The sequence below is a fragment of the Nonomuraea sp. NPDC050556 genome, assembly GCF_044457355.1.
In the GTDB taxonomy this organism is placed as follows: Bacteria; Actinomycetota; Actinomycetes; order Streptosporangiales; family Streptosporangiaceae; genus Nonomuraea.
In genome coordinates this window covers 3596754-3610200 of sequence record NZ_JBITGU010000001.1, presented here as the reverse complement: position 1 = coordinate 3610200, position 13447 = coordinate 3596754, and the positions used below count along the sequence as shown (strand labels likewise).

Here is a 13447-nt window from a genome sequence, read left to right as displayed (position 1 = left end):
CGCGGGGCGGCAATTAAGGAAGTTCCTCCCGTTTTCTGCGGTGGAGGACTGGTATGCCGATCGACGCCGAGCTGGTCAGGAAGAGCTTCGCGCTCGTCGAACCTTATGTGGAAGGGGCCACCGCCTACTTCTACGGCCTGCTGTTCGCCGAGAACCCACAGCTCAGGGAGCTGTTCCCGCTGGTCATGGACGTGCAGCGGGACCGGCTGTTCCTCGGCTTGGCCCACGTCGCCGCTCACCCCGAGCCGTCGGCCCTGCTGGAGCAGCTCGGCCGCGACCACCGCAAGTACGGCGTGCAGCCCGAGCACTACACCGCCGTCGGCCGGGCGCTGCTGGCCACCGTGCGCAGGTTCGCCGCCACCAGCTGGGACGACGCCATCGAGGCGGCCTGGGTCGCCGCCTACACGCGGGCGGCCAACACGATGATCGAGGCGGCGGCGCGCGACGAGGCGCCCGCCTGGTGGCCGGCCGAGGTCGTCGCCCACGAGCTGCGCGCCGCCGACATCGCCGTCATCAGGCTCCGGCCGGCCGGGCGCGTGCCGTACACGGCAGGCCAGTATCTGAGCGTGGGCACCCCGCGCCGGCCGCGGGTGTGGCGCAGCTTCTCCCCGGCCAACGCGCCGCGCGCGGACGGCACCGTCGACCTGCACGTGCGCGCCATCCCCGGCGGGCTGGTGTCCACCGCGCTCGTCCGGCACACCAAACCCGGCGACGAGCTCACGCTCGGCCCGGCCGTCGGCGCGATGACGCCGCCGGACTCCGACCGCGACCTGATCTGCGTCGCGGGCGGCACCGGGCTGGCCCCGCTCAAGGCGATCGTCGAGCACATCGTGGACTCGGGCCGGCGTCCCGCCGTCCACCTCGTCGCGGGGGCGCGCACCACGGAACGCCTCTACGACCTGCCCGACCTGCTCGCGCTCTCCTCCCGCTACCCGAGGCTGCGGCTGGTGCAGCTCGTCGCCGACCGGATCACGCCGGACGCGCTGCCCCGGTGGGACGGGCAGGAGGTCTACGTCTGCGGCCCGGCGGCGATGGTGGAGCAGACCGTGCGCGGGCTGCTGGACGCCGGCGTGCCGCCGGAGCGCATCCATCACGACCAGCCACGGAGGTCTGATACATCTAGTCGGTGACCGACGACGCCCTCCTCCCGCTGGAAGCCGTCCAGAGCAAGGCAGGCGCTGCCAAGGGCGCGCCCGTGCCCGCTCCGGAGCTGCCCGTGGCCAGGGTCGCCGTCGACAACCCGCTGCCGCACCTCGACCGGCCCTTCGACTACCTGGTCCCGGCCGCCATGCACGACACGGCCGCGCCCGGCGTCCGGGTGCGGGTGCGCTTCGCGGGCAAGCTCGTCGACGGGTTCCTGCTGGAGCGCGCCGACGCCAGCGACCACGCGGGCAAGCTCGCCGTGCTCGAACGGGTCATCTCGCCGGAGCCCGTGCTCACCCCCGAGATCGCCGGGCTGGCCAGGGCGGTGGCCGACCGCTACGCGGGCACGCTGGCCGACGTCCTGCGGCTGGCCGTACCCCCTCGGCACGCCAGGGCGGAGGGCGAGGAGCCCAAAACGGTCACCGGCGAGGAGCCGTCGGGGGAGAGCGGCGCGTGGGACGACTACCCGATGGGCGCGTCGTTCCTCGACGCCCTGGAGAACGGCAGAGCCCCGCGCGCGGTCTGGAACGCGCTGCCCGGCGCGCGCGGCTGGGCCGTACCCGTCGCCGAGGCCGTGCGCGCGACGCTGAAGGGCGACAGGGGAGCGGTCGTCGTCGTCCCCGACGGCAAGGACGTCGCGTCGGCCGACCGCGCGCTCACCGAGCTGCTCGGCCCCGGCTCCCACGTCGCGCTCACCGCCGACCTCGGCCCCGCGGAGCGCTACCGCCGCTGGCTCAAGGCGCTGAGAGGCCAGGTGCAGGCCGTGGTCGGCACCCGGGCGGCGATGTTCGCCCCCGTGCGCGACCTGGGCCTGGTGGCCCTCTGGGACGACGGGGACGACCTCCACGCCGAGCGTCTGGCCCCCTACCCGCACGCCCGCGAGGTGCTCGCGCTGCGCGCGCACCGCACCGGCGCGGCGATGCTCATCGGCGGCTACGCCCGCACGGCCGAGGCGACGCAGCTCGTCGCGACCGGCTGGGCCAGGCCGATCGTGGCCGCCCGCGAGAGCGTCAGGGCCGCAGCACCCCGCGTACGGCCGGCAGGAGAGGACGCCGAGCTGGCCAAGGACCAGGCCGCCAGGCAGGCGCGGCTGCCCAGCATCGCGTGGAAGGCGCTCAAGGACGGCCTCGACAGCGGCCCCGTGCTCATCCAGGTGCCCAGGCGCGGCTACGTGCCGACCCTGGCCTGCCAGAACTGCCGCGCCCCCGCCCGCTGCCAGCAGCCGCCCACCAAGCACGGCGGCACCATCGAGGAAGGCCTGTGCCACGGGCCGCTGGCGCTCAGAGGCGGCCACGCGGCGCCCTACTGCCGGTGGTGCGGCCGCGTCTCGGCCGCCTGGCGCTGCCCGTCGTGCGGCGGCGGCCGGGTGCGCGCCATGGTCGTCGGCGCCCGGCGCACGGCAGAGGAACTGGGCAGGGCGTTCCCGTCCGTCCAGGTCAAGACGTCGGGGCGGGACGGCGTGCTGGCCACCGTCGGGCCAGGCAAGGCGCTGGTCGTGGCCACGCCCGGCGCCGAGCCCGTGCCGGAGGGCGGCTACACGGCCGTCGTCCTGCTGGACGGCTGGGCCATGCTCGGCAGGGCCGACCTGCGCGCCTCGGAGGAGACGGTTCGCCGCTGGATGAACGCGGCAGCGCTGCTCCGTCCCGGCGGGGAGCTCGTGGTGCTCGGCGACGCGGCGCTGCCTGCCGTACAGACGCTGCTGCGATGGGATCCGATCACCCACGCGGAGAGGGAACTCGCCGAGCGGACCGAGCTGGGATTCCCCCCAGCAGTGCGCATGGCCACGCTCACCGGGGCCGCGCACGCGGTCAGGCAGATGCTCGAGGAGGTGCACCTGCCCGACGACGCGCAGGTGCTCGGGCCCGTCCCGATCGACGACTCGGGACAGGAACGTGCCATGATCCGCGTGCCCAGGGCGAGCGGCAACACCCTGGCCACAGCGCTCAAAGGGGCCAGTGGGGTGCGTGCGGCCAGAAAGACGCCCGATGTCGTGAGGGTCAGTGTCGACCCACTCGACCTGATTTAGTCCTTTTCCCCGATTCGCGGGGTGGAACGTAACCCGTTAGCGTCTCCCTGTGTCGATCGAATGGGTGAACTCAGCCATCGACGATCTGCGTGCCTGGGGACGTGCGCGGGGAGCCGAGGTGGACGCGGACGAGATCCGGCTGCTCTGCGACTATGCCAGCGACTATCTCAACGTCGGCGAGCTCGCCGACTTCACCCCGGCGACCTTCGAAGAGCTGCTCCTGTCCATTTACCCGCGCAAGGTCATCGCGCCGCCGGAGACCGCCCAGGAGAGCATCGACGCCGCGCTCACGCTGGTCGACTACCTCGAGTCCGGAGGGCTCGTCGCCGCGCCCGTGCTCGCCGACATGCGCGCCACCCTGGCCGCCATCGCGCCGCAGCTCCCGGCCGCGCTCGCCGACCAAGCCAACTTCGGCATGACCAAGAGCCTGTTCAGCGCCATCGGTCCGGAGGCGCTGGAGCAGTCCATCACGATCCCGTCCGGCGAGGTGCCCGACCTCGGGACCCCGCCCTGCGAGTGCCCCGGCTGCTCGCCCCTGCCCGCCGTACGGCTCGCGCCGACCGCGGCGCTGGCCGCCGCGGTCAGGCGGGCGCCGATCCTGCACGACCTGCACACGCTGGTCGCCTGGCTGGTCGAGAGCGGCGCCACCCCGACGGTCAAGCGCAGGCTGCGGGCCAAGGACGCGGCCAGATCGCCCGTCCCCGAGCCCGTCCTCCTGTGGGACCTGGCGCTCTACACCGGCGTCGTCGAGGCGGACGGCGCGGCCATGACCGTCGACGACGGCTTCGGACCGCTCGCGGACCGCGACGACGAGGACCTGCTCGACCTGTGGTCGGGCACCGTCGAGTTCCTCGTGGAGCGCGACACCCACGGCGCCGTCACCGGCTCGGCCGAGCTGGACGGCGAGCTGTACGACCTGTTCGACATGCTCTACCGGCTGCAGGTGCCGGTGCCCGTCGCGGTCATCGGCGAATACCTGGCCGAGATCGTCGAGGAGGGCGAGGTCGACGTGGCCGGCGTCCTCGACCGGCTGGCCCACTGCGGCATGGTCACCCTCGACGGCGAGCAGGCCGGGCTCACCCCGCCCGCCCTGTGGGGCTTGCGCGAGCTCTACGCCGAGCTGGGCATGGACGCGCCGATCGCGGGCGACCTGGCCGACGCCGACGCGATGGGCCTCATCGAGGGGCTGCTCGAAGGCATACCGACCGAGCTGGCGGAAGAGGACATCGAGCGCTGGCTGGCCAGGCGCAACCCGGCCAAGGCTGCGGGCGACCTGCTGTCGGCCGCCTCGGGCGCGCCGGCCGTGGCGCGGGGCATCGCGGTCACGATCGTGGACCGGCTCGACGCCGCGGCCGAGCCCGCCGTACGCGCCTGCCTGGACGACTCCGAGCTGCGGCCGCACGCCATCCACTGGCTGGCGGCCAGAGGCCTCGCCGCGCCGCCGCTGACCCAGGAGGAGCTGCTGTGGGTCAGCGTCGACATGCTCGCGCTGGCTCTGCCGTCAGCTGAAGAGGACCCCGAGGTGTTCGCCGAGAACATGGCCGCCTCCGGGCCGCCCGCACACATGATCGAAGAGATGTGGCGCGTCGACCACCCCGACGTGGTCGACGTTCTCGAGCTGCTCGGCCGCTCCCTTCCCGACGGTACGGTCGCCAAGGCGGCGCGGAAGGCGGCCTTCAAAGCCCGGTCCAGAGCCATCGGTTGAGTACATCCCTGTGACTGGTGTGCAGTAAGTTTCCTGGGTGGCAAACAACGTCTTCGACCTCAGCGAGCTGCGCAAGCTGATCGACGAGCCTGCGGCGCCCGCCGAGCACGAACCCCCAGAAGGCCTGATTTTTCCGGCGGTTCCGCTCGCTTCCGACGCCGAGCTGGCGCGGCTGGTGCCGCTCGTGCCACTGGTCGCCGACGCCATCCGTCTCACCACGTGGACGGGTGAGCGCCCGGTCACCGAACAGGGGCTGCTCTCCGCTGGAGAGGCGGAGGCGGCCGCCGCCGAGCTGGGCGTCAACGCCGCCCGGCTCCGGCTGGCCTGGATCGTCGCCGTCAACTCCGGGCTGGTGCAGATCATGCGCGGCCGGGCCTCGCGCGGGCCGCTGTCGCTGCAGCTGTCGGTCGAGGCCACGCTGGAGTTCTGGGACGGCGTCGTCATGGACGTGTTGGACCGTACCGACGAGGGCCTGACCGGCTCCGAGGTGATCGACGAGCACCTCACCGAGACGCTGGCCACCATCTACTCCGTGCGCACCGGCGTCGACACCACGGGCCTGGCCAAGGGCATCCTGCAGTCGCACGAGGTGGCCTGCGAGCCCAGCATGGCCGAGGTGCGCGAGCTGGCCGCCGCGCTGCCCGCGCAGCTCTACGACGCCCTCGACCTGCTGGCCTACTGCGGGCTGACCGACCAGAGCGCCTCGGGCCGCACCAGGCTCACCCCGCTCGGCCTGTGGGCCGTGCGCCGCGACCTGCTCCGCGAGGGCCACGACGCCCCCACGGCGGCCGAGGTCGAGGTGTTCGCCGACCTCGGCGCCGCCGAGCTGGTCGCCGCCATGGTCAAGGGCAGGGCCACGCCCAGCGTCGTCGCCTACTGGCTGGAACGTCACACCCCCGCCGAGGCGGCGGCCGACCTGATCGCGGTGGCCGCGAGCGGCAACGCGGGCCAGCGCGGCGCCGTCGGCACGATCCTGGAGGAGCTCGGCCCCGAGGCCGAGGCGCCCGTGCGCGCCGCGCTCGGAGAGCCGCTCATGTGGCGCTACGCCGCCTCCTGGCTGCACATCCGCGACCTGGCCGCGCCCGCGCTGAGCCCAGGCGACCACACCTGGATCGCCATCGACTCGCTCGCCGCGCTGCTCTACGTCGCCGACGCGCCCGAGATCATGGGCGAGTTCGACGCCCTCGAACCGGGCGAGGACCTCGTCCGCCTGGTCGGTGAGATGGCCACCTTCGAGCACCCCGACACCATCGCCGTGCTCGACATGCTCGGCGCCCACCACGACGACGAGACCGTCGCGAAGGCGGCGCGCAAAGCCGCGATGAAGGCGCGCTCGCTGGAGGCCACTAAACTGGTCTGATCCATCGATGACAGGAGTAGGACCCTTGGCGATCCAGTCGATCAGGCTGTTCGGAGACCCGGTGCTGCGCACCCCGGCGGCGCCTGTCGTCGACTTCGACAAGGAGCTGCGCAAGCTGGTCAAGGACCTGACCGACACCATGATGGACGCGCCGGGCGCCGGCCTCGCCGCCCCGCAGATCGGCGTCGGGCTGCGCGTGTTCACCTACTACGTCGACGACCAGCTCGGCCACGTCATCAACCCCTCGCTCGACCTGTCGGACGACCAGGACGAGGAGGGCGAGGAGGGCTGCCTGTCCTTCCCCGGCCTGACCTACCCGACGCCGCGCGCCATCCGCGCCGTGGCCAAGGGGTTCGACATGCACGGCGAGCCCATCGTGCTCGAGGGCACCGACCTGATGGCGCGGTGCTTCCAGCACGAGACCGACCACCTCGACGGCATCCTGTTCATCGACCGCATGGACGCCAAGCAGCGCAAGCTGGCCATGAAGGCGATCCGCGAGGCGGAGTGGAGCGGCCTGGCCGCCCCCGTGGTCAAGGTCTCCCCGCACGCCACCGGCGGAAGGGCGCTCTGACCATGCGGCTGGCGTTCGCGGGCACCCCATCGACGGCCCTGCCGTCCTTGCGCGCCCTCATCGACTCCTCCAGGCACGACGTCGTCGCGGTCGTCACCCGGCCTGACGCCCCGTCCGGCCGCGGCAAGCAGCTGCACCCCTCGCCGGTGGCGCAGCTCGCCGAGGAGCACGGCATCGAGGTGCTCCGCCCGGTCAAGGCGGGAGACCCCGCCTTCCTGGAACGGCTGCGCGCGCTGGAGATCGACTGCTGCCCGGTCGTCGCCTACGGCAACCTGCTGCCGCAGTCCGCGCTCGACGTGCCCCGCCTCGGCTGGGTCAACCTGCACTTCTCGCTGCTGCCCGCCTGGCGCGGGGCCGCGCCCGTGCAGCACGCGATCCTGCACGGCGACACCATCACCGGGGCCGCGACGTTCCAGATCGTCAAGGAGCTCGACGCGGGCCCGGTCTTCGGGGTGACGACCGAGGAGATCGCGGTCGGCGACACCAGCGGCACCCTCCTGGAGCGGCTGTCGATCTCAGGGGCCGGGCTGCTGGCCGCGACGCTCGACGGCATCGAGGACGGCACGCTGGAGGCGCGGCCGCAGCCGTCCGACGGGGTGAGCTTCGCCCCCAAGATCACTGTTGACGACGCCCGGGTGCCGTGGACGTCGCCCGCCATGCACGTGGACCGGCTCATCCGCGCGTGCACCCCCAACCCGGGGGCGTGGAGCTCATTCCGCGACCAGCGGGTCAAGATCGGTCCGGTACGGCCGGCGCCGTCGGCTCCGGCGCTGGCGCCGGGGGCGATCTCGGCGACCAAGAACACCGTGCTGGTGGGGACGGCGACGGGGGCCGTGGAGCTGGGCGAGGTGCAGCCGCAGGGCAAGCGGCTGATGAGCGCGGGGGAGTGGGCGCGCGGCGTCCGGCTCACCGACGAGGACCGGCTCGCCTGATGGCCGCACGGGGGAACACCTCAGGCCGCCCCACCGGAGGCTCGTCTTCTGGCGGTGGCCGCTCCTCTCAGGGGCGCGGCGGCTCTTCAGGCGGTCGGCCTTTCAAGGGGCGGCGGCCGCCGAAGCCGGTGCGGGACGAAGCGCGTAACGCCGCCTACGACCTGCTGCGCGCCGTCGACGAGCGCGACGCCTACGCCAACCTGCTCATGCCCAGGCTCCTGCGCGAGCGCGGGCTCAAGGGGCGGGACGCGGCGCTGGCCACCGAGCTGGCGTACGGCACGCTGCGCGGGCTCGGCACCTACGACGCGATCATCGCCATGTGCGGCGACCGCGACCCCGACCCGCCGGTCGCCGACGCGCTGCGCCTCGGCGCCCACCAGTTGCTGAAGATGCGCGTCCCGCCGCACGCCGCCGTCGGCACGACCGTCGACCTGGTACGGCTGCGCATCGGCGTCGGCGCGTCCAAGTTCGTCAACGCCGTGCTCAGGAAGATCTCGGCCAGGTCGCTCGACGAGTGGATCCCCATCGTCGCCCCCGACCGCGACGCCGACCTCACCGGCTACCTGTCCGTGGCGCACAGCCACCCGCGCTGGATCGTCAGCGCGCTGCGCGACGCGCTGGGCGCGGCAGGCGACGCGGACGCCATCGAGGACCTCCTGGAGGCCGACAACGCCCGGCCGCTGGTGACGCTGGTGGCCAGGCCGGGGCGCAGCGACGTCGAGGAGCTGGAGGAGGCGGGCGCGGAGTCCGCACGCTACTCGCCCTACGCCGCCTACCTGCCCGAGGGTGACCCCGGCCAGATCCTGGCCGTGGCGGAGACGCGCGCCGCCGTCCAGGACGAGGCCTCGCAGCTCGTGGCCCTCGCGCTCACCCGCGTGCAGGTGGACGACGCCGGGCGCGACGAGCGGTGGCTGGACATGTGCGCCGGTCCCGGCGGTAAGGCCGGGCTCCTGGACGCCATCGCCACCCACGGCGACCTCTCCTCGCCCGACGGTTTTCCCGGTGGGGCGCACCTGCTGGCCGCCGACGTGCAGTACCACCGGGCGCGGCTCGTGTGGCAGACCACCAGGCAGGCGGCGGTCGTCACGGCGGACGGCACCGAGCCCGCGTGGCGCGGCGGGGTGTTCGACCGGGTGATGCTCGACGCGCCGTGCACCGGGCTGGGGGCGTTGCGCAGGCGGCCCGAGGCGCGGTGGCGGCGCGAGTCGGCGAGCGTGGCTGAGCTGGGCGGGTTGCAGCGCCGGTTGCTGGAGACGGCGCTGGACGCGGTGCGGGTCGGCGGGGTCGTCGCGTACGTGACGTGCTCGCCCCACCTGCTGGAGACCCAGGTCGTGGTGTCCGACGTCACCAAGCGGCGGGACGGCGTCGAGCTGCTCGACGCCCGTGAGTACCTGCCCGAGGTGGCGGGGCTCGGGCCAGGCCCGTACGCGCAGTTCTGGCCGCACAGGCACGGAACCGACGCGATGTTCCTGGCCCTGATCAGAAAGATCTCCTGAGAGGCTCACCCCGGGGTCGCCCGGGGTGAGGTCAGCGGGTGAGGGCGCCGAGGGCCTCTTCGATGGTCTTCCACGCCTCCTCCGCCGCGGGGACGTCCGTCGAGAGGAAGGCGTGGGCGGCGCCCGGGTAGACGATCATCTCGTGGTCGACGCCGTCGGCCTCCAGGCGGGCGGCGATCCGCTGCCGCTGCTCCGCCGTGATGACGTGGTCGTCGGAGCCGACGAGGTAGAGCAGGCGGCCCCTGATGCCGCCGGTCAGCTCCAGCGTCGGTGACGGGCGGCTCACCGGGATGTCGGTGCCGGTGAGCCATCCCGCGTACAGCACGACGGTCACCGCGAGGTCCACCTGCGTCGCCGCGTAGTAGGCCAGGTGCCCGCCCATGCTCAGCCCCAGCATCCCGACCGGCCGCGCCGTACCCAGGTAGTCCATCGCCGCGCGGACGTCGGCGAGGACGCCTTCGCGGGTCAGGGTGTTCATCAGCGCGAACCCGCGCTCCCGCCCCGCGTCGTCGGCCGCCAGCTCGACGCCCGGCTCGGCCCGGTGGTAGAACTCCGGCGCGATCGCCACATAGCCCAGCGCCGCGATCCGGTCGGCCGCCTCGCGGATGTCGGCGGTCACCCCGAAGAGCTGGTGCGCCACGATCACCCCCGGGTATGAGCCGGGCACGCGGGGCCGGGCCACGTAGGCGCGCATGCCGCCCAGATCCACCCAGGACGATGCTTCCGCGGCCTTGGACAGGGTGGATACGACCGCTTCCGCGACGCCGCGCGCGGAGGCCGGGTTCTGGCCGGTGACCAGGCGGCCGTCGGTCACCACCTGCGCGCCGAAGTCGGGGCCCGGCACGTGCGTGGCGCCCTCGGCCACCAGGCGGTCGGCCAGCAGGAACGGCACCTCGGCGGTCAGCCCGACGGCCTCCTCCTCGGCGTTGGTGAAGGCGGACACCCGCTTGCCCGCCACCAGCGGCGTACCGTCAGACAGGGTGACGCCCGCCAGCGCGGACGGCCCGTGGCAGACGGCCGCCACCACACCGCCGCCCTCGTAGACCTCCCGCGTCAACCGGGCAAGGTGTGGATTGTCGGGGAAGTCCCACATGGTGCCGTGCCCACCGGCGAAGAAGATCGCGTCGTACGCCGAGGCGTCCACGTCGGCCACCGAAGGCGTGGCGCCGAGAGCGTCGAGGAAACGGCGCTGCGCCGCGTCGGAAGGATCCTCGCCGTCGCGGGGCGGCACCCCGCCCGCGACGGAAGCGACGTCCACCTGGTGTCCGGCAGCGGTGAAGATCTCCCACGGGTGCGCGGCCTCGGACACGTAGAAGCCGGTCCTGCGCCCGGTGGACCCCAGCGTGGCATGACTGGTCAGAACCATCAGAATGTTCATGGCCCCGAGAATGCCGCACACAACCCATAAGCCGCCAATAGCGCTAAGCCCTAGGTATCATCAGTATTCTGATGAGTCTCTCCTATGACCTGCTCAGGACGTTCCTCACCGTCTACCGGGCCCGCTCGGTGACCCGCGCCGCCGAGCTGCTCCAGCTCTCCCAGCCGGCTGTCACCGCCCAGATCAAGTCCCTGGAGCAGGCCGTGCGCAGGCCGCTGTTCGAGCGGGTGGCGCGCGGCATGTCCCCGACCCCGGCGGCCGACGAGCTTGCCGGGCGCGTCGCCGTACCGCTGGACGCTCTGGACGAGCTCGTGACCGGCGACCTCGGCGAGCCGGCCGAGGTGTTCGGGCGCGCGGTCCACCTGGGCGGACCGGCCGAGCTGGTGTGCGCGCGGGTGCTGCCGTCGCTGGCCCCGATGGTGGCCGACGGGCTGCGGCTGCGGGTGACGCTCGGGCTGCCGGAGGAGCTGCTGTCCGCGCTCGGCGACGGCAGCCTCGACCTGGTCATCTCCAGCGTACGGCCACGCCGGACGGGCCTTCGGGTGGAGCCGCTGTGCGACGAGGAGTTCGTGCTCGTGGCCGCGCCGGGATGGTCGGTCTCCCAGCTGGAGCGTGCTCCGCTGGTCGCTTATGCGGAGAACCTGCCGATCCTGCGCCGCTACTGGCGCACCGTCTTCGACACCCGCCTCACCCGCAGCCCGGCCCTGGTGGTGCCGGACCTGCGCGGGGTGCTGGCCGCGGTCATGGCGGGGGCGGGGGTGACGGTGCTGCCGCGTTACCTGTGCGCGGCCGAGCTGGCCGACGGGAGGCTGGTGGCGCTGCTGGAGCCGGAGCTGCCGCCGATCAACACGCTGTTTCTGGCGTCGCGGGCGGGCACGCAGCACCCGGCGGCGCGAGCCGTACACGGGCACCTGCTGCTGCAGGGGCACGCCTGGTCATGAGAAGGGGCCGCCCCCATGAAGGGGACGGCCCTGACCGAGAGCGGCTGACAGAACTACAGGACGGCGCAGCCGACGCGGACCGGGACGCGGGCGGAGAAGCGGCCCGACTGGGTGTCGTAGGCGTACGCGTAGGCGTTGGCCGGCTTGCCCGGCGCCGAGCAGTCGAACTTGCCGGTCTTGTAGCCGAAGCTGCCACCCGCGTACCCGCTGTGCGACTTGGCGTCGACGTTGCCGTACCAGTACAGGGAGTCGTTGTGGCTCCACCGGATCGCCAGCTTGACCTGGCCGTAGTTGTAGTAGCTGCCGTTGATCTTGAGGCGCGGGATGCTGTCCGTGGACGTCGTGGTGGCGGTGCCGTCGCCGTTGTCGGTCGGGCCGACCACGTACTTCGTGATCCACAGCTTGGCCAGGACCTTGCGCGCCGGGCCGTCGCGGTTGTCGCGGTAGGCCTGGTCGCGCTCCTTGCCCAGCACGCAGACGTCGTCGCCGTTGAAGGCCTCGCGCCACACGTAGGGAACCACGCAGGTGTGCGGGCCGTAGGCGCCGCTGGTCCAGCGGCCGTACTTCGCCGCGTTGTCGGCGGCGACCTGGCTGCGCACGCCTGGCTCGACGCAGACGAGGTCGGAGGCGCGGGCCTCGCGCCACACGTAACCCTGACGGCAGGTCTCCGGGCCGGGGTCAGTGGTGGTGGCCGAGGCGGACGTGGCGGAGAACGCGGTGGTCAGGCTGGCGATGGTCAGGACGGCCAGACCGAGGGCGGTTCGCTTCATGGGGTGCTCCTGGGGGTGTGTCCCGGTCCGGCCGGGGCTTGTGCCTCAGTTATGACCCGCCCCGCCTGCACCGGTCTTGACGCCCGCTACAGCTAGTGATCTTAAAGTCACGAAAGAGAATGCAATTCTGTTACCAAGCAAGCGCTAGTCTGACGGCGTGACCCCCCTGGACGACCTGCACAGGGCCGAGCTCGGGCCCATCGCCGCGCTGCAGGCGCTGCCCGACTGGCTGCGTCCCGTCATGGAGGTCGTGTCGCTCTTCGGCACCGACACGTTCTTCCTGTTCCTGCTGCCCGTCCTCTACTGGTGCGTCAATCCGAGGCTGGGCCTGCGGCTCGGCGTGGTGGTGCTGGCGGCGGCGTGGACCAACGCCGTGTTCAAGCTCCTGCTGCACCAGCCGCGCCCCTACTGGATCGACACGCGGATCAGGGCGCTGAGCGTCGAGGGATCCTTCGGGCTGCCGTCAGGGCACGCGCAGATCGCCGCCGCCACCTGGGGCGCGCTGGCCGCCATGGTCGCCAGGCCGTGGGCGTGGTGGACGGCGGGCGTGACGATGGTGCTCATCGCCCTCTCCCGCGTCTACCTGGGCGTGCACTTCATCTCCGACGTGGTGGCCGGGCTGGCGCTCGGCCTCGCCGTACTCGTCGTGGTCGTGAAGGGTGAGCGGCCCGCGACGGCCTGGTGGGTACGGCAGGGCCTGGCGGTGCAGATCGGGACAGCCGGGCTCGTCTCCGGCGTGATGCTCGGGCTGGCGGCGTTCGTCAGGCCGGGCGGGGCACTGCCGGTCGCGTGGGGCGACGTCGACCCGCTCAACCTGGAGACGCTGGTGGCGATGTCCGGGTCGGTGCTCGGCATGCTCGCCGGGGCCAGCGTGATGTGGCGGCTCGGCTGGTTCGACGCGGGCGGCCCGCTGGGCAGGCGGGTGGCGCGGTGGGCGCTCGGCTCCGCCGTGGTGGGGCTGCTCTGGTACGGCCTGCGCGAGCTGCTGCCGCCCGACGACGTGCTGCGGTATCTCCGTTATGCGGTGTTGTCGCTGTGGGTCCAGCTCGGCGCGCCCCTGACGTTCATCCGGCTGGGACTCATGTCCCGCGCCAAGCAGCCGGAGCCCGCCCCCTAGACTCG

Annotated in this window: 11 protein-coding genes; 9 read left to right on the top strand and 2 right to left on the bottom strand. The window is 72.9% G+C overall.

Going from position 1 to position 13447, the window contains the following annotated elements:
• Window positions 1–53: 53 nt before the first annotated feature.
• The 7 genes from ACIBG8_RS17075 to ACIBG8_RS17045 are packed head-to-tail and all read left to right on the top strand — an operon-like array spanning window position 54 to window position 9236.
• Window positions 54–1130: an FAD-binding oxidoreductase gene (locus ACIBG8_RS17075; protein WP_397343675.1), complete on the top strand. Its 1077-nt coding sequence runs from the start codon at window positions 54–56 to the stop codon at window positions 1128–1130.
• Window positions 1127–3169, top strand: a complete 2043-nt coding sequence (locus ACIBG8_RS17070) for a primosomal protein N' (RefSeq protein WP_397343674.1) — start codon at window positions 1127–1129, stop codon at window positions 3167–3169. The genes ACIBG8_RS17075 and ACIBG8_RS17070 overlap by 4 nt, the downstream gene beginning before the upstream one ends.
• A gap of 49 nt (window positions 3170–3218) precedes the next feature.
• Window positions 3219–4874: a hypothetical protein gene (locus ACIBG8_RS17065; protein ID WP_397343673.1), complete on the top strand. Its 1656-nt coding sequence runs from the start codon at window positions 3219–3221 to the stop codon at window positions 4872–4874.
• A 37-nt stretch (window positions 4875–4911) separates the two neighbouring features.
• The gene (locus tag ACIBG8_RS17060; RefSeq protein ID WP_397343672.1) at window positions 4912–6234 is read left to right on the top strand and encodes a hypothetical protein; all 1323 of its coding nucleotides are present in this window, start codon (window positions 4912–4914) and stop codon (window positions 6232–6234) included.
• A 25-nt stretch (window positions 6235–6259) separates the two neighbouring features.
• On the top strand, window positions 6260–6808 hold the full coding sequence (gene def / locus ACIBG8_RS17055; RefSeq protein WP_397343948.1) for a peptide deformylase: 549 nt from the start codon (window positions 6260–6262) through the stop codon (window positions 6806–6808).
• A 2-nt stretch (window positions 6809–6810) separates the two neighbouring features.
• Window positions 6811–7740: a methionyl-tRNA formyltransferase gene (gene fmt, locus ACIBG8_RS17050; RefSeq protein WP_397343671.1), complete on the top strand. Its 930-nt coding sequence runs from the start codon at window positions 6811–6813 to the stop codon at window positions 7738–7740.
• On the top strand, window positions 7740–9236 hold the full coding sequence (locus tag ACIBG8_RS17045) for an RsmB/NOP family class I SAM-dependent RNA methyltransferase (protein ID WP_397343670.1): 1497 nt from the start codon (window positions 7740–7742) through the stop codon (window positions 9234–9236). Before fmt ends, ACIBG8_RS17045 begins: the two co-directional genes overlap by 1 nt.
• 31 nt (window positions 9237–9267) lie before the next feature.
• On the opposite strand, the gene ACIBG8_RS17040 is transcribed toward ACIBG8_RS17045, so the two are convergent.
• Window positions 9268–10614 carry a dienelactone hydrolase family protein gene (locus ACIBG8_RS17040; RefSeq protein ID WP_397343669.1) on the bottom strand — a complete coding sequence of 449 codons (1347 nt, stop codon included), beginning with the start codon at window positions 10612–10614 and terminating at the stop codon, window positions 9268–9270.
• Window positions 10615–10685: 71 nt separating this feature from the next.
• Here ACIBG8_RS17040 and ACIBG8_RS17035 point away from each other — a divergent pair, with 71 nt between their 5' ends.
• Complete coding sequence (locus ACIBG8_RS17035; RefSeq protein ID WP_397343668.1) at window positions 10686–11555, top strand: LysR family transcriptional regulator; 870 nt, start codon at window positions 10686–10688, stop codon at window positions 11553–11555.
• Window positions 11556–11608: 53 nt separating this feature from the next.
• Here the strand turns inward: ACIBG8_RS17035 and ACIBG8_RS17030 are convergent, their stop codons facing one another.
• Complete coding sequence (locus tag ACIBG8_RS17030; protein ID WP_397343667.1) at window positions 11609–12325, bottom strand: hypothetical protein; 717 nt, start codon at window positions 12323–12325, stop codon at window positions 11609–11611.
• Window positions 12326–12482: 157 nt separating this feature from the next.
• Here ACIBG8_RS17030 and ACIBG8_RS17025 point away from each other — a divergent pair, with 157 nt between their 5' ends.
• Entirely contained in the window at window positions 12483–13442 is a 960-nt protein-coding gene (locus ACIBG8_RS17025; RefSeq protein ID WP_397343666.1) for a phosphatase PAP2 family protein, read from the top strand.
• Window positions 13443–13447: the final 5 nt, after the last annotated feature.